Below are 22,894 nucleotides of genomic sequence, written 5' to 3' on the forward strand. Positions count from 1 at the left end.
GACGGCCCGGCCCGCGTAACCCTCCGGCCCGCTGACCTGACCGCCGGTGGTCGACTCGAACGTGACCGCCGGGGTCAGCGGCCTCCGTTGTAGGGGCCGTAAGGGCCGTCGCTGCTGCTTCCGCCGCGGCCCCGGCCACCGCCGGAGACCTGACGGAGCGCGGGGCGTACGTCCACGAAGAAGACGATCGTGGCGACCAGCCCCGCGATCTGCAGGAAGATGATCGGGACCAGCAGGTTCACGGCCACCGTGATGCCCAGGATGATCAGCCAGAACATCTTGTTCTGCTTGTCGGCCGCGCGGTACGCGTCTTCGCGGGCCACCGCTGCCATCACCAGTGCCACCACGGCGAGCACCAGCATGGCGAGGAAGATCAGCGACAAGAAGCCGCCGAATGCCGTCAACAGCACTATGCCCACCGCCCGAGTCGATTCATCTCTACGGCCACCGTACCCGCAGAACGGGCCGGGAACTCTGAGAGTGCCCGGCCCGTCGTGCTGACCCTTGCTACTTCACGGGCGGCGTCGTCTTCTTGGCCGTGACCTTGCGGGCCGGGACCTTCTTCGCCATGGGCTTCTTGGCCGGAGAGGGCACGGCGGCGGCCGCGGCCGGCTTCTCCTCGGACCTGACCTCGACCGGCTCGGCCTTCGGCTCGACGGCGATGGCCAGTTCCTCGATCTCCTCGGCGGCCTCGCCACGCCAGGTCTTCACGGTCTGCTCGCCGTGCTCGGCGACCTTCTCGTACGTCTCCTTGGCCTTCACGGCGTACTCGGCGGCGACGCCGACACCGCGCAGGGCGAGGTCCTGAGCGGACTCACCGAGCTTCTTCAGGTCGGTGTCGAGGGTGCTGATGAACTCCGTCACCTTGGCCTGGATGGTCTCCTGCGCTTCCTTCGCGCGGGTGGCGGCCTTCTCCTGGACGGTGTTCGCGTCGATGTTCTTCACGGTCTCGATCCGCGCCGGGGCTTCGGTGCGGATCTGCTCCACGAGGCCGGGGACCTTCTTCGCCTGCTGGACGGCCAGGTCGGCGGTGCCGGCCAGGAAGTACAGCGGGGTGGGGTCCGTGGCAGCCTTGCGGATGTCGTCGGTGATGGCCATGGTGATGGTCCTCCGGTCGCTTTCAGCTGAGGGTTTTGGTGTTCCGCGGCAAGACCGGCAGGCCCGCGTGGGGGCCGGCGGTGCTGCACGTCGTTGTCGTCAACTGGCGGTCTGCTGCGGATCGGCATCGCTGCCGTCGGCCGTACGGGGGCCCCGGACGGCGGTGTCCGGCGCTTGCTGGGTGCCCGATATGTGCTCTGCCATGCCCTGCGCCTCGTCCTGCGCCATGTCCTCGATCACGCTCTGGGCCAGGTCCGGCGTGATCTCGAATCCGTTCTCCTTGCGGAAGGACTCATAGATCTGGAGCAGCACCTGCTTCTGCCGCTCGTTCAGTGTGGGATCGGCGAGGATGACGGCACGTGTCTCCACCTCGTCCCGGTCCCGCTCGGCGTCGAGGATGCCGGCTCGCACGTACAGCGTCTCGGCGGAGATCCGCAGCGCCTTCGCGACCTGCTGCAACACCTCCGCGCTCGGCTTGCGCAGCCCGCGCTCGATCTGGCTCAGATACGGGTTGGACACCCCGGCGGCGTCGGCGAGCTGCCGCAGCGACAGCTGCGCGTTGCGCCGCTGCTCGCGCAGGTACTCACCGAGATTGCCGACGTTGAGTGATGCCATGCCTCCACCTTGCCGCACCTCCGCTAACAATTGCAAGCACCCGCTTGCAAAAGTGCGCTGCGCCACGAAGAGGGCGCCTGCGCGCCGCGCCACGAAGGAGGTGTCCGCGCGCTCAGCCGGCGGCGGCGCCGAACCACTGGGGCAGCCGGCCGACCAGATCCTGCTGGTCTTCACCGACCCACGCCACATGGCCGTCCGGCCGCAGCAGCACCGCGGGCACGTCCAGTTCCTCGCTGACGTCGACGACGTGGTCGACCCGGTCCGCCCAGCCCGCCACCGAGAGCCGGCCCGTCTGGTCGAGCAGCAGCCCGCGGCCACCGTGCGTCAGCTCGTAAAGGCGCCCCCGCTTCAGCCCCACGTCCCGCATCCGCCGGCCGAGCAGTTCATGGCCCTCGCCGAAGTCGTAGCGGACCCCGACCCCGGTGATCATCCCGGTCACGTACCGGTTCACCTCCTCGAAGTCCATCAGCTTCGACAGCAGCTCCCGCAGCGCGGTCGCGCCCGGATCGGTCCCCAGCAGCGTGATCTGCGCGCGGGTGTTGTCCAGCACGCGGGCGCCCACCGGGTGCCGTTCGGCGTGGTAGCTGTCGAGGAGCCCCGCCGGTGCCCAGCCGTTGACCTCGGCGGCCAGCTTCCAGCCGAGGTTGAACGCGTCCTGCACGCCGAGGTTGAGCCCCTGCCCACCGGTCGGCGGGTGGATGTGCGCCGCGTCGCCGGCCAGCAGCACCCTGCCGACCCGGTAGCGCTCGGCCTGCCGGGTGGCGTCGCCGAACCGGGACAGCCGGCGTGGCGAGTGCACGCCGAAGTCGGTGCCCGCGACGGCCCGCAGCCGCTGTTTGAACTCCTCGAGGGTCGGCGCGGCCGTACGGTCCTCGGACACGCCCTCGGCGGGCACGATGACGCGGTACGTCCCGTCCCCGTTGGGGATGGTGCCGAACCGCAGTTGGGTCTTGCGGACTTCCTCGACGACGGCGGCGACCGTCGCCCGGTCCTCGGTCATCTCCATGTCGCCCAGCAGCGTCTCGACCTTGGCGGGTTCACCGGGGAAACCGACACCGAGCTCCTTGCGCACCACACTGCGGCCGCCGTCGCACCCGACGAGGTAACGCGAGCGCAGGCGCGTGCCGTCCGCCAGCACGACGGTCACCCCGGACCCGGCCCCGTCGTCGGACTGACTCAGCCCGACCACTTCGCAGCCGCGCCGGATCTCGGCGCCGAGTTCGAGGGCACGCTCGTTCAGCAGCCGCTCGGTGACCGGTTGCAGGGTGGAGAGACCGTACGGGTGAGCCGTGTCCAACCTGTCCGGCCACGGCTTGAGGATGCCGCCGAAGAAGCCGCCGACCTGGAACTTCTCACTGACCGCGAGGAACCGGTCCAGCAGACCGCGCTGATCCATCATCTCGACGCTGCGCGTGTGCAGGCCGCGCCCGCGGGACTCCTCGGTCGGCTCGGTCAACTTGTCCAGCACGACCACGTGCACGCCGTGCAGCCGCAACTCTCCGGCCAGCATCAAGCCGGTCGGTCCGCCGCCGACCACGATCACGTCAATCATCGAACGCCCATTCAACGAGATTGGATTCCAGCCCTCGACCAACCCACCCGCTCCGCGAGGAACTTCTCCCATGCGCGCTCGCCGGTGTCGGCGTCGGTGAGGGAGAGGTTGCCGCCGGCCCGGTAGGCGCGGCCGGCCTTTCCGGGCATCCGCAGGGGGAGCAGCGGGCGGTGCCTGCCGTCAGCCTCAAGGTAGCCGCGTACGAGGTCGCCGAGGCCGTACACCGTCGAACCGGCCAGGCCCGGACCCCGAAAAGGAGGCGGTACTCGCCGACTCCGTGGGCGTGGCCCTGCTCGTCGTACTCGACACGCTGAGGCCCGCCGAACGGCTCGCCTTCGTGCTGCACGACATGTTCGCCGTGCCCTTCGACGAGATCGGCCCGATGCCCGAACGGTCCCCGGCCGCCGTGCGCCGGCTCGCCGGCCGGGCCCGGCGGCGGGTCGAGGGCGCCTCGCCGCTGCCCGAGGCCGGTCTGGCACGGCGGCCCCGGGTCGTGGACGCGTTCCTCGCCGCCACCCGGGGCGGGAACTTCGACGCACTGGTCGCCCTGCTCCACCCCGACGTGGTCCTGCACGCCGACAAGGCCGTCGTCCCCACCCCGAACCCGTCGTGGTCCGCGGGGCGCACACCGTGGCCAAGGGCGCGATGGCCCCGCGCGGCCGGCTTTCCGTGGTACTCGTCTTCGCGTTCGCGGACGGTCTGATCACCGAAATCGATGTGATCGCGGAGCCGGAACGACTGGGCCGACTCGAAATCACCGTTCTCGACAACTGACAGCGAGGAAAATCACCGCGGCAATCCCGTATTTCACTCGATACGGGATTGCCTCGACGCGCGTACGGCATTACCGTTGCGCCCATGACTGCCGGGTCGGCCCTGTGCCGTGAGCGAGTTGGTTGCCCGGCCTCCGAGTGAGGCCGCGGCGGGGTAGAGCCCCGCCCACCCCGACCATCCTCTCCTTCGCATCACGTCTTCACCTCACCGCGCGTCCGCTTCTTCCGGAATTCTGCGCGCTCTCCCGCACTCCCCTACCGCGCCGCGCTCCAAAACGCCCCGCGGTAATTCACCCTGCCCGAAAACAAAAGAAAGCGACGCATGCCCAACCCCTTCAATCAGCAAGTCATCGAAGAGTTCCGCGCCCACCACGGGAAAGTCGGCGGATATTTCGAGGGAGCCCGGCTTCTCCTGCTCACCACCACCGGCGCCCGCACCAAAACCCCGCACACCACCCCCGTCGGCTACTACCCCGACGGCGGCGACCGCGTCATCGTCATCGCCTCCGCCGGCGGCGCGCACCGGCACCCGGACTGGTACCGCAACCTCGTCGCCCATCCGCGCGTGCGGGTCGAGAGCGGCGTCTTCACCTACGCCGCCGAGGCCGTCGTCCTCGAGGGCGCCGAGCGCGACCGGCTCTTCGCCCGCGCGGTGGAGGCCGACCAGGGATGGGCGGAGTACCAGGCGAAGACGGACCGGGTGATCCCCGTCGTCGCGCTCCGCGAGATCCCCGGGGACGGCCCGCCGCACGTCGACGCGGGCTCACCGGGCGAGGCGCTGAGGGTCATCCACGACGCCTTCCGGCGCGAACTGGCGCTCATCCGCGACGAGTTCGCCACCTCGGGCAGTTCCCTCGGCGCCCAGCTCCGGGTCAACTGCCTCTCCCTCTGCCGGGGCCTGCACCGGCACCACACCGGCGAGGACCTCGGCCTCTTCCGTGTCATCGCCGACCGTCACCCCGGCCTCACCCCGGTCCTGGACCGGCTGCGTGTCGAACACGAGCGGATCGCGGTGCTGACCGAGGAGTTGCGCCGGGTGATCGGCGAACGGCCCGCCGACCCGGCCCGCGTACTCCCCGAGGTGGTGCGCCTGACGGAGGAACTGGAAGCCCATCTCGCCCACGAGGAAGAACAGTTGATCCCGGCGCTGGAGGCAGTGGCCACCCCCTGACCGCTCCTGAGCCCGGCCGGCCCCTGACCCGCTTCTGAAGCCGGCCGACCCCCGCCCGGTGGCGCGGGCGGTGACCGGACCCCCGTACGCCTACCGTGGTCCGGTCACCGCCCCGAGGAGCACCCCACATGATCGCGCTCGTCACCGGCGCCAACCGCGGCATCGGCCGCGAGGTCGCCCGGCAGCCGGCCGTCGCGGGCCACACCGTGTTCCTGACGGCCAGATCCGCCGAGGCCGCCGCCGAAGCGGCCCGCGCCGCCGGGCCCGACGTGCACCCGCTGCGCCTGGACGTCACGTCCGAGGCGGACATCACCGCGGCCGCCCGGGACCTCACCGCCCTGGACGTGCTGGTCAACAACGCGGCGATCACGTACGACACCTGGCAGCGCGCGACCGACGCCGACCTGGACGTCGTACGGGAGGCGGCCGAGACGAATCTCTTCGGGCCCTGGCGGCTGACGCAGGCGCTGCTGCCGCTCCTGCGGGCGAGCGCGCACCCGCGGATCGTCAATGTCTCCAGCGAGGTCGCGTCCCTCACGTCCATGGGCGGCGGCACCCCCGCGTACACGGCGACCAAGACGGCCCTCAACGCCCTCACCCGCATGCTCGCCGCCGAACTGGGCCCCGACCGGGTCCTCGTGAACGCCGTCTGCCCCGGCTGGGCCGCCACCGACATGGGCGGCCCCGGCGGGCGACCGGTCGCGGAGGGCGCCGCGAGCGTCGTATGGGCGGCGACCCTCCCGGACGACGGCCCGACCGGCGGCTTCTTCCGCGACGGGCAGCCCCTGCCCTGGTAGCCGCCGAATCACACGGCCGGTCCTGGCCCCGCCGGCCGCCGGATCACCAGGGCAGGGGCCGTGTGTGCACGACCTCGAGCCGCGACACGGCCCGGGTGAGTACCACGTACAGCCGGTGCAGGCCGCGCGCCTCCGCCTCGGCGACGGCAGCCGGTTCGACGGCCACCACATGGTCGTACTCGAGGCCCTTGGCGAGGGTGGCGGGCACCACCGCGACACGTGCGCCCAGTTCCTCGGGCCCCGCCGCCTCGACCCCGGCGGCGCGCAGCGCCTCGCGCACCCTCCCGATGTCCGGGTCGGCCGCGATGACGCCGATGGACCCCTCGTGCGCGAGCGCGCCGCGCACCGCGTCGACCGTGGCCGGCAGTACGTCCCGCGCCTCGGCAACCGCGCGGACCGTCAGCTCCCCGTCCCGGCGCAGGGAACGAGCCGGCGGTACGCGCACGTCGAGTCGTGCCAGCAACCGGTTGGCGAGCCCGACGACGGCCTCCGGCACCCGGAACCCGATCGTCAGCGGCACCACGGCGGCATCCGGCTTCCCGAGATGCCCGAGCAGCTCGCCCCACTCCCGGGCCGCCCAGGGCGTCGTGCCCTGGGCGAGATCCCCGAGCACCGTGAGCGACCCGAAGGGGGCCCGGCGCGCGATCGCCCGGCACTCCATCGGGGACAGGTCCTGCGCCTCGTCGACGACCACGTGGCCGTAGCCTTCCGGGTGCTCGACCAGCCCGGCGACCTCGTCGAGAAGGACGAGGTCTGCGGCCGACCACCGGGCCGACTTGTACGAGCGGGGCGGCTTCGCCCACAGGATCGCCTTCTGTTCGTCGGCGTCCAGCAGCCCGTCCGCCGCGCCGGCCAGCGCCTCGGCGTCGGTGAGGAGCCGGGCGAGGACCTCCTCGGGCCGCATCCGGGGCCAGACCGCGTCGACGTACGCGCCGACCGGCCGGGACCCGGAGACCTTCCGCGCCCAGGCGTTCGTCTGGGGTCCGGCGCGCCATTCGGCCTGTTCCCGCAGACGCCGCACGGCCCGCGTCCGTACCCGCTCGCGCCCGATGCCGTACGGAGGTTCTTCCGCCCGTACGCCGTCCACGATGCGGTTCAGTTCCGCGGCCGGCAGCCGCCACCGGTAGGAACCGTCCGGCACGACGAGGGGGTCGGCGTACGTGCCGATGTTCCCGTACAGGGCACGGCGCAGCACCTGCGCCATCCGTGCGTCGTGTTTGACGGCGGCGGCGCGCTCGTCGTCGCGCGCCGTGACGGGGTGGCGGGCGATCTCGTCCCCGAGCGTCGACTGCCGTACGCCGCTCTCGCCGAGAGCGGGCAGCACCTCGGCGATGTACGCGAGGAAGGTGGGGTTGGGGCCGAGGATCAGCAGTCCACCGCGACGGATACGCTGCGGGTGGGTGTAGAGGAGGTACGCGGCCCGGTGCAGGCCGACGGCCGTCTTGCCGGTGCCGGGGGCGCCCTGTACGCACACGGACGTGGCGAGGTCTCCGCGCACGAGGTGGTCCTGCTCGGGTTGGATCGTCGCGGCGATGTCCCTCATGGGGCCGACGCGGGGGCGTTCGATCTCGCCCGTGAGAATGCGGCTCTCCGGAACCGAGGTGCCTTCATGGCCCCGATCCGGTCGGCCCCCTCCGATGTGTTCGTCCTCCAGGCCGGTGAGGTCCGCCGAGTCCCCCTTGCTCCCCGGCGCCCAGCCGAAGCGCCGGCGCACGGCCACGCCCTGGGGGTCGCGGGCGCTCGCCTGGTAGAAGGCGCGTGAGACGGGGGCGCGCCAGTCGACGACGAGGGGTGGGGCGGCGGGGTGTTCGGTGATACGCAGGCGGCCGATGTGGTAGCTCTGCCCGGCGTGTTCACCACCGCCCGGTGCGAAGTCCAGCTTGCCGAAGAACAGCGGGCCTTCGGGGAGTTCGCGCAGATCCCTGGCCTGGCCGCGCAGTTGCCTGCCGAGCACTTCGGCGTCGGCACCGGAGGCGGAGACGTCCTCCCCGGTGACGACCTGCTCCTCGGCGCCGTCGACCATCGCGGCGAGGCCTGCGCGGCAGGCGTCGTGGTGGGCGCGTTCATGGGTGAGGGAGCGGGCGAGGGCGGGGTCGGTAGACGTCACTCGGCCAAGGATACCGAATAACGTTACCGAGTAACATTCTTTACCCGGTAGCCCTCTTTGCCCGGTCACTCATCCCCATGAAGCCACGCACAGCGGAGCTACGCATAGCGGGGCAGACCCGCCTCCAGCTGCGCGAACGCCTCCTCGGCCGCGGCGACCGCGTCGGGCCGCACCTGCTCGACGTCCTCGCCGTCGGCGATCCGCCGCCAGTTCTCCAGGGCGAGGACGCGCTGTACGGCGATGATCTGTCCGGCGGCGAGCCGGGCGCCGAGGTCGCCGCCGAGCGTCCCCGCGAGCGCGGCTTCGGAGCGCTCCACGTATCTGAACATCCCGGCGGCCAGGGAGGGCGTCCCGTAGAGGAGACGGTGATAGGCCAGGACCTGCGGGGCGTCGTTGAGGCCGGTGACGGGGTCGCGGCGCTCCAGCCCGTCGAGGAAGTGCCGGCGCAGCGCCGTCAGCGGGGACGGCCCGCCCGCGGCCACGCGCGCGGGTTCGTCCTCGTGATCGGCGAACCGGTGCAGGACCAGGTCCTCCTTGGTCGGGAAGTACCGGAAGAGGGTCGGCTTGGAGATCTCGGCGGCGGCGGCCACCTCCGCGACGGACACGGCGTCGAACCCCTTCTCCAGGAAGAGTCCGATCGCGATGTCGGAGACAGCCTGGTACATCCGCTGCTTCTTGCGCTCGCGCAGTCCGATCTCACCCATGCCCCGAGCCTACGCACGCCCCGACACCTCCTCGACCCTCCTCGACCCTCCTCGGCGCTCCTCGGCGCTCCTCGCCCCTCCTTGCCCCCATGGCCCTCCTTGACCTCAACCAGGCTTCAGGTCGAAGACTGTCCGTCGTTCGGCCCTACCTGTCTTCGGCTTTGAGGAGCGTTGCGATGCGTGCGGTGCAAGTGAAGGAGTTCGGCGGCCCCGAGGTCCTGGTTCCCGTGGACCTTCCCGATCCGGTTCCGGGGCCCGGGGAGGTCGTGATCGATGTGGCGTACGTGGACACGATCTTCGTGGAGACACAGGTGCGGGCGGGGTGGGGGCGGGAATGGTTCCAGGTGGCTCCGCCGTACGTCCCCGGGGGCGGCGTGTCCGGTGTCGTCGGTGCGGTGGGGGCGGGCGTTCCCGGCGAGTGGCTGGGGCGCCGGGTCACGTCCTACGTCACGGGCAGCTATGCGGAGCGGGCCGTGGCGGCGGTGTCGGCGCTGACGGTGGTTCCGGACGGCCTGGACCTGCGCAGCGCGGCGGCCCTGGTGCACGACGGCGTCACGGCCAACGGCCTGCTCGATCTGACCGCCGTGGGCCCGGGCGACCGCGTACTGATCCTCGGCGCCTCCGGTGGCATGGGCACGCTGCTCGTCCAGCTGGCCCACGAGCGCGAGGCACGGGTGGTCGCGGTGGCCCGCGGGGACGCGAAACTCGCCCTGGTACGGGAGCTCGGGGCGGACGACGTGGTGGACGCCACCCGGGACGACTGGGCGTCCGCCGCCCGCAAGGCGCTCGGCGGGGCCGCCGAGGGGGCGGACGTCGTCCTGGACGGGGTGGGCGGCGACCTGGGGGCCGCGGCGCTGCCCCTGACGGTCGACGGCGGCCGGTTCTCCGCCCACGGAGCACCATCGGGCGGCTTCTCTCCCCTCGACACGGAGGAGGTCACCCGCCGGGGGATCCGGCTCTTCGGCATCACCGACGTCCAGTTCAGCCCCACCGACCTGAGCCACTTCACCTCCGACGCCCATGCCGAGGCCGCGGCGGGGCGGCTGCGGCCGGTGATCGGGGAGGTGTTCCCACTGGAACGGGCGGCTCAGGCCCATGCGGCTATTGAGGGGCGGGGGTTGGTGGGGAAGGTGGTGCTGGAGGTGTGAGAGAGCGTCGCATCGGGGCCGCCGACCGCCCGCAGCCTGCAACGGGTCAGGCGTCCGCGAAGTGCTCGGCCGGCCGTTGGCCCCCGTGGTCTCCCCGCGGCAGGGCGCGGGTGAGATAGGGGTTCGCTGTCGATTTGTCCGGGAGCCCCAACGCGGCGGTGGCGCCGGCCAGGGTCATCGCGTAGGCGTCCACCGCACGGCGAACGTTCGGGGCGTCCAGGCTGTCGCCGGTCACGAGGCGGTCGAGGTCCACGTAGGCCGAGCGGACGACTTCCATCCAACGGTAGACACGCCAGTCCTCACGCCAGCCCTTCGTGCAGTCCTCGGGCAGCAGACGGGCCCAGCGGGAGAAGAGGCGCTCACGGATCTCCGGACGCGTGGGGGTGAGGTGTATGTGGCGGACCAGGTCGTACAGCGGGTCGCCGACCATCGCCATCTCCCAGTCGATGAGGGTCAGGCCGCCACTCTCACGGCGCACGAGGTTCCAGGGGTTGAGGTCGCCGTGCAGGAGCACGGGGCGGCGCGGGACCAGGGTGTGGCGATCGAGGATCTCACCGAGACGGCCTCCATTGGGGAGCCCCAGTTCTCGCATCAGGTCTCGGGTCGCCGGGGGGAGTTCGGTCACCATGCGGACCAGTTCGCCCTGAAGCTCCCGGTAGAAATTCAACCGCACCGCTTCGGGATCCAGCGTGTCGTAGGCGACGAGGGTCAGCGCCGCGAGCTGATCCACGAGATCGTCCGCCTCGTGCGGCCGGAGCCCGTCGGTGGGGTGGTCCGGTGGGCGGAACCCGTCCGCCGGACCTTCGTAGGACTGGATGGTGAACTGCTCTCGCAGGCCGCTGGTGCCCAGCGCCAGCACTCGCGGGGCGCGTACGGAAACGTTTGACCGCTCGATGGCGCCCAGAACGGCATGCTCGTTGAGGAACCGGCGCTCCCGGGAGTTCGCCGTGCCGATCTTCCGGCGAACCATGACGGGAAGGGGGTATCCCGGCACCCGTACCGCCGTATTGAGATGGGCCGTTCCCTTGAACACACGTTCCGCGGATGCGGCCCCCTCCTCGAAGAGGGCCCTGCTCACGACGGGCGCGGGAAACCGAGGATGCGGCTGAACTCGGTCGTCAGGTTCCCAGACGATCTGTGAGATCGGACCGTTCGGGTGGTCTCGGCCCGCGTGGGACTCGTTCCAGCGGAAGAGAATGCGCTCGATCTCGGCCGTGTCCGGCACGCTCGCGAGCCGCAGCGGTTCCTCGGCCAGCCTCAGGGCCCGGTACACCTCCTGCGTCGCCGCTTCGAGTTCCCGCTGGTCGAAGGAGCCACGAAGCGACGTGGCGGCTCTGATCACATCCGGATAGACGGACTGGGCGCGCTCGAAGGCCAGGTAGTGCTTCAGGTCCCGGTCCAGACCGTGTACGGCCTTGGGCCGCCGTCGGCCCATGACCTCACGCCATGCCTCGATCACCTCGGGCCACTGGTGGTCGGGGTACTTCATGCGCACGAGGTGCGTCGCGAGGTCGTGCAGCGGATCGCCGTAGCTCGCCAGCTCCCAGTCGACGCAGATCAGGGGCGGGTCACCGTCGTACGACACGATGACGTTGTCCCGGTGCAGGTCCGTGTGGAGCAGGCTGAAGGGGCGGCTGATGAGCGCCGGCACCCGTTCCGCGAACCGCACCATCGCGTCCTCGGGGATGCCCAGCATCGCGAACAGCCCACCGAAGTCATTCCAGTTACGCCGGCGGATCTGTTCCTCCGCCGCTGATGCCAACGCCCGCAGAAAGCCTCTGCTGTCCCTGCTGGAGCGCGGCCAGGACGCGGGCAGCGGAGGGAGATGCTGCCTGCGAACCTGCGTCATGTCCGCGAGAAGATCCACCAGCGCGAGGACCAGGCTGGATTCCACCGGCTTGCCGTTGGGGCAGATGCGCGACAGCGGCACGCCCTCGACAAAGCTGAGGATGGTCACGTCACCGCGCTTGACCAGGCACCGCGGAACGTGCGGCAGCACACGCCAGATCGTGTTGAGGATCTCCGCCTCGTCCTGCCAGGTTCTGATGACCACGGGCACGACCGAGGCAATACGTTCCCGCACCGTCACCGGCGCACGGTCGTCGCACGCCACGAGACGGGAGTCGTTCTCCGTGAACGGGCGCACCATGTAGTTCCGGTTGTGGTGACCGCGGCCGAACGACCCAAATGCCCTGGCGTAGCGCACGAAGTCCTCGTACGCCGTGTCCGCCGCACTTTCCAGAGCCGGCGGGCCGGACAGGCCGGGCAGCGACGGAACACCCACGGTCACTCCTGAATAACTGTGCATTATCGCTGATGTTCATGCATAGCGATGAGGGTGAGCACACCTTAGTGCCCACCCAGAAGTCCGGCTGAGTCCTCTGCGAAATCGGTGCCTACTTGAGAAAGAGTTGTACCTCCCGGAAACACGGAGTTGTTGGAGGCCCGGTCGACTTCCCGTCGGTCCAGTACTCCCCGCCGCCCCCGGGGGTGCCGCCGTCGCCTCAGGGCGCATCCGCGAGGAGATGCCAGCAGGAGTCGAACCAGGCCTGCATGCTCTCCATGAACACAGAACCGGAGGAGTCCGGATCGCCCTCGTCGTTGACGTGACGGGTCAGGGTCGATCCGAGACCGAGGACGTCCGTGGCTTCGACCTCCACGCCGTCGTCCAGCAGGATGGGCCGCTCCACCACCTGATACGGACCGAACAGCGCCTCGACGCCAGGACGCAGATACAACTTGAACGCCGGTGTCAGGGGCACATGCCGGATCTCCACCTGCACGAAGGACACCAGACCCTCCGTCTGCAGATCGCGCAGCGCGGCACGCAATGAAATCGTATGCCGCCAGGTGATGGCACGGAGCCGTTCCTGCAACCGGCCCGATTGGTCGGGTTCCGGCTGCGCGGGCTGGTCCTCACCCGGCTTCTTCATACGCGGATAGGGAAGGTCCAGCGACTCCGAGGGCAGCAGTATGCGCAGCTCGATGCGCTCGGGGGTGATCTCCTTGAGCCGGATGCGCTCGGCCTGGAGTCGGATGTGGGCGTCCAGGGACTCCGAGGTGAGGGTGAACACGTCCAGTCGTACGGTCGGCTGGGCGAAGGCCCGTGCGACGAAGGTGCCCAGAGTCGCGCGCACCCGGGGCACTTCCTGCTTCGGGTTGCCCAAGTGGGTCGGACTTTTCACGACCCGCGATCCGCTGCCCTGACGGGACTTGATCCAGCCTTCGTTGTTCAGCTCTCGCAGTACACGCTGCACGGTGTCGCGGGAGACCCCGAGTTCCTCGGCGAGCTCACGCTGCGCGGGCAAGTGGGAGTCGATCGCGTACGTGCCGTCGGCGATACGGGTTCGCAGCGTCTCCAGGATGCGCTGGAACTCCGTACCGCCTCCCTCGCCGCGTTCTCCGCTCACACCGCGACCGTACCTCGCCCGCCCCATGGGCAAACCCGCTTCCCGGCACTTGAGTGACCGGATTGGAAGGTTGGCAGGGCTGGAAGTTGACTGGTCGTTAAGGGATCAAGCAGACAGGGCACATCCAATTTGAGGTAACCAGTCCAATTGGACGACTAGTTGACAGATTCGCTGAAGTGGACGGGGTGGGATACGTGATCCTCTTTCAACTGGTGTGCGTGGGACTTGAGTTCAGCGTGACGCAGCTCGTGCGGATGGAGCTCGGGCTGGTGGGTCTGGTTCTGCTGACCCTCCTTCTGGTGGGGGTCCGAGCGGGACACCCGCGCCTGGCCTGGTGGTCGGCGGCCCTCCTCTTCCTGCTGACCCTTCGGATCCAGGCCTGACACCTCCAGGCCGTGACACCTCCAGACCCTGACACCTCCAGGCCTACCGACGATTCACGCCGCTCCCCGAAGCACCCTCAGCACCGGCTCCAGTGAGCTCACCACGTCCTCGGCGCCCGCCTCGCGCAGGAGCTTCTCCTTGTAGGCGGTGTGGGCGTAGCCGAGGAAGGGGACGCCGGCCTGGCGGGCGGCCTCGTAGTCCGAGGGGGCGTCGCCGATCATCAGGGCGGCGGTCGGGGCCGCGCCCAGGGCGTTCAGGGCGCGGTTGAGGCAGTGCGGGTCCGGCTTGAGGTGGTGCAGGTCCTGGCCCCGGCCGTAGATGTTGGGGGCGAAGCAGTTGGTGAGGTCCCGGCTCGCGAGGTAACCGGTGGCCGTGCGGGCCGAGTTGTTGGTCGCGATGGCCAGCCGTGCGCCGACGGCACTCCAGGTCCGGATCAGCGGGTCCGCGTACGCGGTGGGCCAGGCGGACGGCACCGCCTTGAGTTCCTGCTGGGTCAGACGTTCCTCCAGCTCGCTCACCAGATCGCTGTGCGGATGGCGGCGGTGGACGGCGTAGAGGACGACCATCGGGTCCGGGTGGACCTGTTCCTCCTCGGTGAGCAGTCCCCGCAGCCCCTGCCGCTCCAGCCACTCCACCAGGTCCTTCGCCACGTCCTCCGCGGAGTGCCCCGCGAACAGCCGACAGATCGGCCCGTCGAAGTCGAAGAGCACAAAGCGAGCGCGTTCGATCACTCCCCGCAAGTTCTCGGTCTCTGCTGCCACAGGTTCAGTCTGCGCCGTATCAGAAGTCACTAGGAGAGTGTCAGGTCCGTGGTGATGGTTTCCCAGAGGGCGTCGAACCACTTCTGGGATTGGTCCACGAACGCGGCGTCCCGCTGACCGGTCCGCTTCTCGAAGGAGAAGAGGAGGGAGTCCGAGCCGAGGGCGTCGTACATGTCCAGCGTCACGTCGGCCATCTCCTCCTCGCGCCGGGTGACCATGTAGTAGGCGATTAAAGCCTCGGCGCCGTTGAGCAGGTACAGCTTGATGGGCGGGGTGAAGGGCAGGGCCCGGAACGCCACGCGTACGTCGATGCCGTGCGAGGAGCGCAGGGCGCGCAGGTTGTGCTGGAGGACGTGGACCTGGGCGTTGCGCTGGGCGAGCCAGCGTTCGTGGACCGGGTCGTCGTCACCGCGGCCGTCGACGGGGACCGGGAAGGCGAGGTTGATGTCCCGGGACGGGAGCAGGATACGGACGTCGATCGACTCCGGGCAGATGCGGCCCTCGTGGATCAGCCGGACCGGTTCGCCGAGCGCCAGCATCAGGGTCTCGGCGGTCAGGCAGGCCGCGTCGACCCGGACGTGCGGCGCGGAGAACGCGTCCGCCAGCCGGGGAGCCAGTCCGACCATCGTCGTCTGCGGCTCGTTCCGGGCCGAGGCCGGCGGCTCCGCGATCCGCGGGGGGCTGCCCTTGCTGACGTTGCTCAGCAGTCCGTCGTCCTGGAGCGCGCGCAGGGCCTGCCGGACGGTGCCCCGCTCGACACCGAACTCCTCTGCCAACTCGGCCTGAGTTGGCAGGCGGTCGCCCGCCTTGAGGTCACCGGCTCGGATCCGATCCCGCAGGGCGTCGGCGATCTCCTGGGGCGAGAGCCTTCTGCTGCCGTTCACTGCAACGTTCTCCTGGGTCACGACCAAACGCTACAACTCTGGTCCATCTACGGGGAGTTGTTTGAAAGTTGTTTATGACTAGTAGCCAAGTGGGGACAACTTAATCAGAGTTGGTCACCAACTTAGCCAAGTTGGCGGAAGTTTTGCCTCCCCCACCCGAGTCCGTCACCGACTCACCCGGCCTCACCCTCGCACACCCCAGAGGAACCACCACGCCACAGTAGAAGCAGGAGAACCGCCCATGCCCGCCATAGCCCTTCTCTCCGCCCTCTTCGTCGTCGGCTTCGACCAGTTCGTGCAGTGGCAGTACGGCACGACAGGCGTCATCGGCCTGCTGCTCCTCACCATCGGGATCAAGGCAAAGAGCCCCACCTGCAGCTCCATCGGCGCGGTCGTCCTCGCCCTGATGGTCGCGGGTCCTGCCCTGTGACGTGCAGGGGAGAGTCGGTCAGTTCGAGAGCAGCAGCTTCGAGCTGATGGTCTCCCACAGCGCGTTGAACCAGAGGTGGGACTGCTCCACGAACGTGGTGTCCCGCAGACCGGTCCCCTGCGCGAAGGGGAACAGCATGGACTGGGTGCCCTGGACGTCGTACATCTCCAGGTACTCGTGGTCCACTTCCTCCTCGCGCCTGGTCAGCGTGTAGTAGGCGAAGAGTGCCTCGACCCCGTTGAGCAGGTACAACTTCACCGGCGGGGTGAAGGGGAGCGCGCGGAAGGTGACGTTGACGTCGATGCCGTGCGTGGCGCGCAGGGCGAGCAGGTTGTGGCGCAGCACCTGGCCCTGGGCGTTGCGGTTGGTCAGCCAGCTGCGCTGGAGCCGGCCGGCCGTCGAGGCGTCCACCGGCGCGTCCACCGGCGCGGGGAAGGCGAGGTCGATGTCACTGCTCGGCAGCAGTACGCGGACGTCCACCCTGGCCGGTTTTATTCGGCCCGCGTGAATTTGCCGGAGGGGTTCGCCCATGGCAAGGGTGAGCGATATCGACGTCAGGCACAGCGCGTCGATCTCCACGTGCGGCGCTTCGAAGGCGGCCGTGATCCGGCCGCCGAGTGCCACCGTGGTGGGCTGCGGTGAGGCTTCCGGGCCGGTCAGAGCCCGTCCCAGGGTGTCGGCGACGGTCGCCGGGCTCCCTTTGGACACATTGACGAGCAGATGTTCCGACTGCAGGATGCGCAGCGCCTGCCGGACCGCCCCGCGTTCTACACCGAACTCGTCGGCCAGCTTGGCCTGTGTGGGCATGCGCTGCCCCGGCCGCAGCTGGCCGGACCTGATCCGGCTGCGCAGCTCGTCGGCCACCTCGCGGTGTGACCTCTGTGGCCGTGGTGACCTGTTCCGTCCATTGACGGAGGCGTGTTCCGGTTCCACGACCAAACACTACAACTTCGCGCCATCTTTGGGCAGTTGCGGGATAGGTGGTTATGAGTCGACCCAACGCGGAGATAAGTACCAGTGAGTTGGTTGCCAACTTACACAACATGGTCACACTTCCCGAGGGTTGGCCGCCAGAGCCGTCCTCCTCAGGACCCCAAGGAGGGAACGTCATGCCGCTCATCGCCCTCGCCGTCGCCGCCCTCGCCATCGGATTCGAGCAACTCATCCAGTGGAAGTACGGGCCGCTGGGCATCATCGCGTTCGTCGCGCTGTCCGTCGGCCTCAAGGCCAAGAACACCACCATCAGCGGCATCGGAGCCGTCCTGCTCGTGATGCTGCTCGCCCAGTCCGGCTGATCGGACGCCACCGTCCGGCAGTCCGGCTGACCGGGCTCCCCTCCGGAGGGGAGCCGGGAGCTCGGTCAGTCCGCACCACCGCACAACCGCACGGCTACGGATGCAGTGCACCACCACTCACCGACGGAACCGGAAGGAGCACCACACCCCCCTTACAGACCACACCATGCGGAATCGGAACCGGAACCAGAACCGGAATCAGCATCGGAATCAGAAGATGTCCGGGCACCACGGTCGCCTGGACGTGCGGAGCAGGGCGTCGGCGACGACGGCGGCGCCCTCTCGTTCCTCGCGCACCCGCCCGAGCGCGGCGAGCCGCACCGCCGACTCGTCGCCCAGCCACAGGGCCGCCAGCTCACCCGCGTTCAGGGTGAGATCGGCGGTCGTCGTGGTCGGTGCGCAGGTCGCCCCGTCGGGTCCGGCCTCCAGGCGGTAGCGCCCGGCGGACAGTCCGTCCCCGTCGGTGACGTCCAGGACCAAGGTCCCGGACCCCGCGTACGTACGCGCCTCCAGAGCCCGTACGACGTCCAGGATCCGCACCCACAGCCAGTCCGCCTGAGTCGTGATGCGGGCGGCGCGCGGATCGGGGAGGAAGTGCGGGAGCAGGTCGTCGGGGGCCCGCCAGCCGGTCTTGACGTGGGCGATCCAGTCGATCGAGCAGAGGTACCGCCACAGGGCGCGTTCGGCCGCCGGGGTCACCGTGATCAGCCAGTTCACCTCCGCCGTGTTCAGCGGTTGCTTGACGTCGCCCCAGTTGTCGTCCGACTCGTACGAGACCAGGCCCTCGGCCTCGCCGGTCGCCGAGCGGTACACGGCGTAGAAGGGTTCCTTCCAGGAGTCGCCGCTCAGGCTCAGTGCGCCGGTGTTGGTCTGCCACCAGCGTTCGTCGCGGCTGACCGCGCCCGGCTGGGTGCGACGGAGGCGGTCGTGCAGGTCCGGGCCGAGCTTGCGTACGTCCTCGCCGTCCACGAGGTCGATACGGGCGCCGTCGGCCGGCCCGGACCAGCGGGGGTCCAGGCCCGACCTGGAGACGTCGATGGTCCACTCGGCGGCGGTGGTGGCCTGGCCGAAGCCGTACCGCCCGTAGATCGGGTACTCCGCGGCGATGAGGGTGGCGACCACGTCGCCCCGGTCCTTCGCCGCGGTGAGGTCGGTGGCCATCATGCGGGTGAGGAGGCCTCGGCGGCGGTGGGTGGGGGTGACGGAGACGTTGGTGATGGCGTCGGCGGGGACGGGGGTGCCGCCGACGGTGGTGAGCTGCTGCGGGAACGATCGGAAGGTGGCGACACAGCGGCCGGTGTCGAACGCGCCGAGGGTTCGCTGCGGGAGGAGGCTCGAACCGCGGTTGGTGATCTCCTGGTCCGATACGGCCGGAGAGCGTAGGAACCCCGTGTTCAGCGCGCGGATCCAGGCCGGGATCTCGGTCTCTGTGATCGTTCGTACGTCGATTTCTTCGCGACGGCTCATGGGAGCACGCTAGGGCGCCGAGCCCGCCCCTGTCGCACCGTTTTCGCCCCCGCCGCCCCTACCGACCCATCCCCGGGGGCTCCGCCCCCAGACCCCCGGGGTGGGTTTCTCGGCTGCGGGTGAGTGGGGGCTGATCGCGCAGTTCCCCGCGCCCCTGAAGGGGCGCTGCGGGGGTCGGGTCTAGAACGTCGCTCGGATCTTGCCCACCTCGACGCCTCCGCCTGTCAGCGGGGCGTGGCCGATGGTGGAGAGGATGGGGGATTGCGCGCCCAGGAGGGACAGGGCGCGGGCGAGGACGGGTCCGAGCGCTCGGGTGGCGCCGTCGTCGATCTTGAAGGCGAGGGCCCTGCCGTCGGGAAGGGCCACCGCCTGGACGGCCTCCGCGCCCATCTTGGAGAGGGCACCCGGTATCTCGCGCATGAGCCAGGTGTCGGGACGGCGCGTGCCGGCGACGTACTCGGGGTGGGCGCGCATGGCGTCGGCGACACGGCGTTCGGCGGAGCCGGGGGCAGCGAGGACGAAGGACCGGAAGGCACGGGCGAGGCCTGTGAGGCTGATCGCCATCAGCGGCGCACCGCAGCCGTCCGTACCGACCGCCGCCACCGGCTCCCCCGCCGCCTCCTCGACCACCGTGTGGATGAGCTGCTGGAGCGGATGCCCGGGGTCCAGGTAGGAGTCCAGGGGCCAGCCTCGCAGCGCGCACACCGCGAGCATCGCCGCGTGCTTGCCGGAGCAGTTCATGGTGACCCGGTCACGGACCGCGCCCCCGGCGAGATACGTCTCCGCCTCCGCCGGGTCCAGCGGCAGATCCGGCGGGCACTGCAACTGCCCGGCGTCCAGCCCGTGCTCGGCCAGCATCTTGTGGACGAGATCGCGGTGGAAGGCCTCCCCGGAGTGGCTCGCGGCGGCGAGAGCCAGCCGTTCGCCGGCCAGGTCCAGCCCCGCCCGCAGCACACCCGCCGCCTGCATCGGCTTGTTCGACGAGCGCGGGAAGACCGGTGCGGTCACCTCGCCAAGGGCCAGCTCGACCGACCCGTCCGCGGCCAGCAGCACCAGGCTGCCCCGATGCCGCCCCTCGACGAATCCCGAACGGACGACCTCGGCGAGAACAGGCGGTATGAAGGGGTCTGCGGGGACGGCAGGAGCGGCGGCGGACATCGGCGGTGGCCTTCCATGACAGGGACCCGCCCGGTGATCGAACCGCGGCACCGTACGGGAGGTCCCCGATGGCGTGTCCCCGGCCGAGCCCCACGACCGCGACCCGGGCGGTTCCCGGGCGCGGCCGCCGCGACCGCGGAACCGGGCGCGGCCATGGGGCCCGGCCCCGGATGTCCCGGAGCGCCGGCGCCGCCACAGCCCTCGCACGCGCCCCCGGGATCGCCGGGGGCCACCGCGTCACATGAGCAGGTCGTCTACTTGTGCTTCCCCATCACGGTACCTGCGGGCGATCTCGGCGCTGCAATCGTCGGCGGTGCGCTGCAGGTGCTGGCGCCGCCGCGAGACCTGCCGCTCGTAGCGCACCAGCCGTCCCATCCCCGCGCCGAGCTCGTCGTCCGTACGTGCTTCCAGGTCCGACAGCTCCACCTCGGCGAGCATGTCCGCGGCGAGCCGCCGGTACTCCTCGCCGTACGGTGTGCCCACTGTCACATGGCGGGCCGACGAACGGTGCCGGGCGGGCGCGTCCGTGAGGATCTCGGGGAGCCGGTCTACGACCGACGCCTCACGGAAACCGGTGCCCGAACCCGCTCCTCTCCCCCCGGCCGGACGCAGCCCCGGGCTCGTTCCCAAGCCCGAGACCAGCGGCGCTCCCGGCGTCGCGGAGGGCGCCCGCAGTCCCCCGCGGCGCGCCAGCTCCGCCCGCAGGATGTCGATGCGCCCCTGGAGCAGCCGCCGCACATAGCTGAGGTCGGCCTCGTCGCGCTGCGCGTCGCGCCGCAGGGTCCGCAGTTCGGGCAGCCGCAGCAGGGGCAGCGCGGGCGGGTCCGGGTGCAGCGGGCTGTCGGTGCGCTGCACGGGAGGACGATGAACCCCCGAACGACCGCCTCCCGCCCGCGGACTCGTACGGGTCAACGACACAGCCCCGGGCGGCTGCTGCCCGGTACTCGGTGTGCTCATGTGCCTCTACCGTCCCCTCGACCGGCGCGGTCCACCCCACGGTTGCACCGCAACACACGCATCGTGCCACCCCAAGTGGCCGCTATGTGACCGAGTGCCCCCGATCGGCCCCAGATGGGGGGGTAAGGAGCAAAAAGAAACCCCCAAAGGACCCCTCGAAAGAGGTCAGGGGATCACGTGCGAAAGCATTGAGTCCCCGTGACACGAAAGCATCGGGCCCCGTGACGCGAAGGCGTTGAGCCCCGTGCAGGGGGCTCCGTCCCGCACGGCATGATGGTTCCCATGCGTGCGGTGGTGCAGAGGGTGGACGGCGCGAGCGTCGTCGTGAACGGGGAACACGGTCCGGAGACGGTCGGGGCGATCGACGGCGAGGGGCTGTGCGTCCTCGTCGGTGTCACGCACGACGACACCAAGGAGAAGGCGGCCCAACTCGCCCGCAAACTCTGGTCCGTCCGGATGCTGGCGGACGAGAAGTCGTGCTCCGACATCGACGCGCCGCTGCTCGTCATCAGCCAGTTCACCCTGTACGGCGACGCCCGCAAGGGCCGCCGCCCCACCTGGAACGCGGCCGCCCCCGGCGATGTCGCCGAACCCCTCGTCGACGAGGTCGTGGCCCAACTCCGCGCGCTGGGCGCCACGGTGGCGACGGGCCGGTTCGGCGCGCAGATGCGCGTCTCGCTGACGAACGACGGCCCGTTCACCGTGCTCCTGGAGATGTGACCCAGGACATGCGACCCGCCTGAGCACCTACGGCTCGACCACGACCTCCTGCGCCGCCGCCGTCGTGTCCGCCAGCAGCCGCGCGTCCAGCGGCACGTTCCGCTTCACCAGACCGAGCGCGATCGGGCCGAGCTCGTGGTGGCGCACGGAGGTGGTGATGAAGCCGATCTTCCGGCCGTCGGGGCCGTCGTCCGCGAGGCGCAGTTCGGCGCCGTGCGGCGGCAGATGGACCTCGCTGCCGTCCAGGTGCAGAAAGACGAGCCGGCGCGGGGGCTTGCCCAGGTTCTGTACGCGGGCGACGGTCTCCTGGCCCCGGTAGCAGCCCTTCTGGAGGTGCACCGCGGTGCCGATCCAGCCCAGCTCGTGCGGGATCGTGCGGTGGTCGGTCTCGAAACCGAGCCGCGGGCGGTGGTGTTCGACGCGCAGCGCCTCGTAGGCCAGCAGCCCGGCCGCCGGACCGGCCTTCTCGGCGTACGACTCCAGGTCCGTACGCGGCAGGAAGAGATCACGCCCGTACGGCGTCTCGCGGACGACCACGCCCTCGGGGACCTCGGCGATCGAACCCGCCGGCAGGTGCACGACCGCGAAGTCGTCCGTGCGGTCGGCGGTCTCGACGCGGTAGAAGAACTTCATCGACTCCAGGTACGCGAGCAGCGCGTCCTGGGTGCCGGGTTCGACGTGGGCCCAGGTCGTGGTGCCGTCGTCGACGAGGTACAGCGCGTGCTCGATGTGGCCGTGCGCGGAGAGGATCAGCGCCTCGGTGGCGCGGCCCGCCGGGAGGTCCGTGACGTGCTGGGTGAGCAGCAGGTGCAGCCAGCTCAGCCGGTCCTCACCGGTGACGGCGACGACGCCGCGGTGCGAGAGGTCCACGAAGCCGTTGCCGTCGGCGAGGGCGCGCTGCTCGCGGAACAGGTCGCCGTAATGGGCTGCTACCTGTTCATCCACGCCTTCGGCGGGGACGGCGCCGGGCAGGGACAGGAGAGGGCTCTTCATACACCCAGCCTACGACTTGGTAGTTGAACTCTTGAGAGAGCAGTCCTTGCACCGGCCGAAGATCGCGAAGTGCTTCATGTCCGTCTCGAAGCCGAACGTGTCCCGGAGCTTCGCGGTGAACTCCGCGGCGACCGAGATATCGGCCTCGATGACGTTCGTGCAGTCCCGGCAGACCAGGTGGATGTGGTGGTGCCGGTCGGCGAGATGGTAGGTCGGCGCGCCGTGCCCGAGGTGCGCGTGGCTGACCAGATCGAGCTCCTCCAGGAGCTCCAGGGTCCGGTAGACGGTGGAAATGTTGACCCCCGACGCCGTCTTCCTCACCTCGATGAGGATGTCGTCGGGGGTCGCGTGCTCCAGGGTGTCCACAGCTTCGAGGACAAGCTGGCGCTGCGGCGTCAGCCGGTAGCCGCGCTGCCTCAGGTCGCTCTTCCAGTCGGTGCTCACCACACAGGAAGTCTAGGACCATTCCG

Annotated in this window: 24 protein-coding genes and 1 pseudogene; 8 read left to right on the forward strand and 17 right to left on the reverse strand. The window is 70.2% G+C overall.

The window, feature by feature from the left end; translation table 11 throughout:
* Nucleotides 1-74 precede the first annotated feature (74 nt).
* The 5 genes from ACZ69M_RS32395 to ACZ69M_RS32415 all read right to left on the reverse strand — a co-directional run bounded on the left by ACZ69M_RS32395 (nt 75) and on the right by ACZ69M_RS32415 (nt 3,489).
* Entirely contained in the window at nt 75-410 is a 336-nt protein-coding gene (locus tag ACZ69M_RS32395) for a DUF2516 family protein (protein ID WP_075026970.1), read from the reverse strand.
* A gap of 97 nt (nt 411-507) precedes the next feature.
* The gene (locus tag ACZ69M_RS32400; protein ID WP_470055407.1) at nt 508-1,098 is read right to left on the reverse strand and encodes a hypothetical protein; all 591 of its coding nucleotides are present in this window, start codon (nt 1,096-1,098) and stop codon (nt 508-510) included.
* Nucleotides 1,099-1,197: 99 nt separating this feature from the next.
* Nucleotides 1,198-1,713: a helix-turn-helix domain-containing protein gene (locus ACZ69M_RS32405; RefSeq protein WP_470055409.1), complete on the reverse strand. Its 516-nt coding sequence runs from the start codon at nt 1,711-1,713 to the stop codon at nt 1,198-1,200.
* A gap of 112 nt (nt 1,714-1,825) precedes the next feature.
* Nucleotides 1,826-3,265 carry a rifampin monooxygenase gene (gene rox, locus ACZ69M_RS32410; protein WP_470055411.1) on the reverse strand — a complete coding sequence of 480 codons (1,440 nt, stop codon included), beginning with the start codon at nt 3,263-3,265 and terminating at the stop codon, nt 1,826-1,828.
* Between the two features lie 11 nt (nt 3,266-3,276).
* Nucleotides 3,277-3,489, reverse strand: coding sequence for a hypothetical protein (locus ACZ69M_RS32415; RefSeq protein WP_470055412.1), 213 nt, complete (start codon nt 3,487-3,489; stop codon nt 3,277-3,279).
* A gap of 20 nt (nt 3,490-3,509) precedes the next feature.
* On the opposite strand from ACZ69M_RS32415, the pseudogene ACZ69M_RS32420 reads away from it, so the two are divergent.
* The 3 genes and pseudogenes from ACZ69M_RS32420 to ACZ69M_RS32430 form a co-directional block, all read left to right on the forward strand.
* Nucleotides 3,510-4,039 (forward strand): annotated as a pseudogene (locus tag ACZ69M_RS32420) (sigma-70 family RNA polymerase sigma factor family protein); the annotation flags it as partial.
* A 321-nt stretch (nt 4,040-4,360) separates the two neighbouring features.
* Nucleotides 4,361-5,209, forward strand: coding sequence for a nitroreductase/quinone reductase family protein (locus tag ACZ69M_RS32425; protein WP_470055413.1), 849 nt, complete (start codon nt 4,361-4,363; stop codon nt 5,207-5,209).
* A 128-nt stretch (nt 5,210-5,337) separates the two neighbouring features.
* Nucleotides 5,338-6,006 carry an SDR family NAD(P)-dependent oxidoreductase gene (locus ACZ69M_RS32430; RefSeq protein WP_470055415.1) on the forward strand — a complete coding sequence of 223 codons (669 nt, stop codon included), beginning with the start codon at nt 5,338-5,340 and terminating at the stop codon, nt 6,004-6,006.
* 43 nt (nt 6,007-6,049) lie between these two features.
* Here the strand turns inward: ACZ69M_RS32430 and ACZ69M_RS32435 are convergent, their stop codons facing one another.
* Nucleotides 6,050-8,113, reverse strand: a complete 2,064-nt coding sequence (locus ACZ69M_RS32435) for a HelD family protein (protein ID WP_470055417.1) — start codon at nt 8,111-8,113, stop codon at nt 6,050-6,052.
* Between the two features lie 98 nt (nt 8,114-8,211).
* The gene (locus ACZ69M_RS32440) at nt 8,212-8,817 is read right to left on the reverse strand and encodes a TetR family transcriptional regulator (RefSeq protein WP_470055419.1); all 606 of its coding nucleotides are present in this window, start codon (nt 8,815-8,817) and stop codon (nt 8,212-8,214) included.
* Nucleotides 8,818-8,993: 176 nt separating this feature from the next.
* On the opposite strand from ACZ69M_RS32440, the gene ACZ69M_RS32445 reads away from it, so the two are divergent.
* The gene (locus tag ACZ69M_RS32445; RefSeq protein ID WP_470055421.1) at nt 8,994-9,965 is read left to right on the forward strand and encodes a zinc-binding dehydrogenase; all 972 of its coding nucleotides are present in this window, start codon (nt 8,994-8,996) and stop codon (nt 9,963-9,965) included.
* A 46-nt stretch (nt 9,966-10,011) separates the two neighbouring features.
* On the opposite strand, the gene ACZ69M_RS32450 is transcribed toward ACZ69M_RS32445, so the two are convergent.
* Both ACZ69M_RS32450 and ACZ69M_RS32455 read right to left on the reverse strand, forming a co-directional pair.
* Nucleotides 10,012-12,249 (reverse strand): phosphotransferase, encoded by a 2,238-nt coding sequence (locus ACZ69M_RS32450; RefSeq protein WP_470055423.1) that lies wholly within the window; start codon nt 12,247-12,249, stop codon nt 10,012-10,014.
* A gap of 220 nt (nt 12,250-12,469) precedes the next feature.
* Nucleotides 12,470-13,375 (reverse strand): winged helix-turn-helix domain-containing protein, encoded by a 906-nt coding sequence (locus ACZ69M_RS32455; RefSeq protein ID WP_470055425.1) that lies wholly within the window; start codon nt 13,373-13,375, stop codon nt 12,470-12,472.
* A gap of 194 nt (nt 13,376-13,569) precedes the next feature.
* On the opposite strand from ACZ69M_RS32455, the gene ACZ69M_RS32460 reads away from it, so the two are divergent.
* Entirely contained in the window at nt 13,570-13,758 is a 189-nt protein-coding gene (locus ACZ69M_RS32460) for a hypothetical protein (RefSeq protein WP_470055426.1), read from the forward strand.
* Nucleotides 13,759-13,812: 54 nt separating this feature from the next.
* Here the strand turns inward: ACZ69M_RS32460 and ACZ69M_RS32465 are convergent, their stop codons facing one another.
* Nucleotides 13,813-14,601 carry an HAD family hydrolase gene (locus tag ACZ69M_RS32465; protein ID WP_470055428.1) on the reverse strand — a complete coding sequence of 263 codons (789 nt, stop codon included), beginning with the start codon at nt 14,599-14,601 and terminating at the stop codon, nt 13,813-13,815.
* Nucleotides 14,550-15,404, reverse strand: coding sequence for a GntR family transcriptional regulator (locus ACZ69M_RS32470; protein ID WP_470055430.1), 855 nt, complete (start codon nt 15,402-15,404; stop codon nt 14,550-14,552). The genes ACZ69M_RS32465 and ACZ69M_RS32470 overlap by 52 nt, the downstream gene beginning before the upstream one ends.
* Nucleotides 15,405-15,645: 241 nt before the next feature.
* Between ACZ69M_RS32470 and ACZ69M_RS32475 the strand changes: the two genes are divergently transcribed.
* Nucleotides 15,646-15,834: a hypothetical protein gene (locus ACZ69M_RS32475; RefSeq protein ID WP_054232404.1), complete on the forward strand. Its 189-nt coding sequence runs from the start codon at nt 15,646-15,648 to the stop codon at nt 15,832-15,834.
* 18 nt (nt 15,835-15,852) lie between these two features.
* On the opposite strand, the gene ACZ69M_RS32480 is transcribed toward ACZ69M_RS32475, so the two are convergent.
* Nucleotides 15,853-16,773, reverse strand: coding sequence for a winged helix-turn-helix domain-containing protein (locus ACZ69M_RS32480; protein WP_097285286.1), 921 nt, complete (start codon nt 16,771-16,773; stop codon nt 15,853-15,855).
* A 170-nt stretch (nt 16,774-16,943) separates the two neighbouring features.
* On the opposite strand from ACZ69M_RS32480, the gene ACZ69M_RS32485 reads away from it, so the two are divergent.
* Nucleotides 16,944-17,129, forward strand: coding sequence for a hypothetical protein (locus ACZ69M_RS32485; RefSeq protein WP_054232402.1), 186 nt, complete (start codon nt 16,944-16,946; stop codon nt 17,127-17,129).
* 210 nt (nt 17,130-17,339) lie between these two features.
* Here ACZ69M_RS32485 and ACZ69M_RS32490 read toward each other — a convergent pair whose 3' ends face one another.
* The 3 genes from ACZ69M_RS32490 to ACZ69M_RS32500 all read right to left on the reverse strand — a co-directional run bounded on the left by ACZ69M_RS32490 (nt 17,340) and on the right by ACZ69M_RS32500 (nt 20,711).
* Nucleotides 17,340-18,596, reverse strand: coding sequence for a GNAT family N-acetyltransferase (locus tag ACZ69M_RS32490; protein ID WP_470055433.1), 1,257 nt, complete (start codon nt 18,594-18,596; stop codon nt 17,340-17,342).
* Nucleotides 18,597-18,776: 180 nt separating this feature from the next.
* Nucleotides 18,777-19,754, reverse strand: coding sequence for an asparaginase (locus ACZ69M_RS32495; protein ID WP_470055435.1), 978 nt, complete (start codon nt 19,752-19,754; stop codon nt 18,777-18,779).
* Nucleotides 19,755-19,991: 237 nt separating this feature from the next.
* Nucleotides 19,992-20,711: an RsiG family protein gene (locus ACZ69M_RS32500; RefSeq protein ID WP_470055437.1), complete on the reverse strand. Its 720-nt coding sequence runs from the start codon at nt 20,709-20,711 to the stop codon at nt 19,992-19,994.
* 282 nt (nt 20,712-20,993) lie between these two features.
* On the opposite strand from ACZ69M_RS32500, the gene dtd reads away from it, so the two are divergent.
* The gene (dtd, locus tag ACZ69M_RS32505) at nt 20,994-21,431 is read left to right on the forward strand and encodes a D-aminoacyl-tRNA deacylase (RefSeq protein WP_060897698.1); all 438 of its coding nucleotides are present in this window, start codon (nt 20,994-20,996) and stop codon (nt 21,429-21,431) included.
* A 27-nt stretch (nt 21,432-21,458) separates the two neighbouring features.
* On the opposite strand, the gene ygfZ is transcribed toward dtd, so the two are convergent.
* The gene (ygfZ, locus tag ACZ69M_RS32510) at nt 21,459-22,424 is read right to left on the reverse strand and encodes a CAF17-like 4Fe-4S cluster assembly/insertion protein YgfZ (RefSeq protein ID WP_352044009.1); all 966 of its coding nucleotides are present in this window, start codon (nt 22,422-22,424) and stop codon (nt 21,459-21,461) included.
* A gap of 9 nt (nt 22,425-22,433) precedes the next feature.
* On the reverse strand, nt 22,434-22,871 hold the full coding sequence (locus tag ACZ69M_RS32515; RefSeq protein ID WP_352044008.1) for a Fur family transcriptional regulator: 438 nt from the start codon (nt 22,869-22,871) through the stop codon (nt 22,434-22,436).
* Between the last annotated feature and the right edge of the window lie 23 nt (nt 22,872-22,894).

It is taken from the genome of Streptomyces sp. NPDC107454 (genome assembly GCF_055582885.1).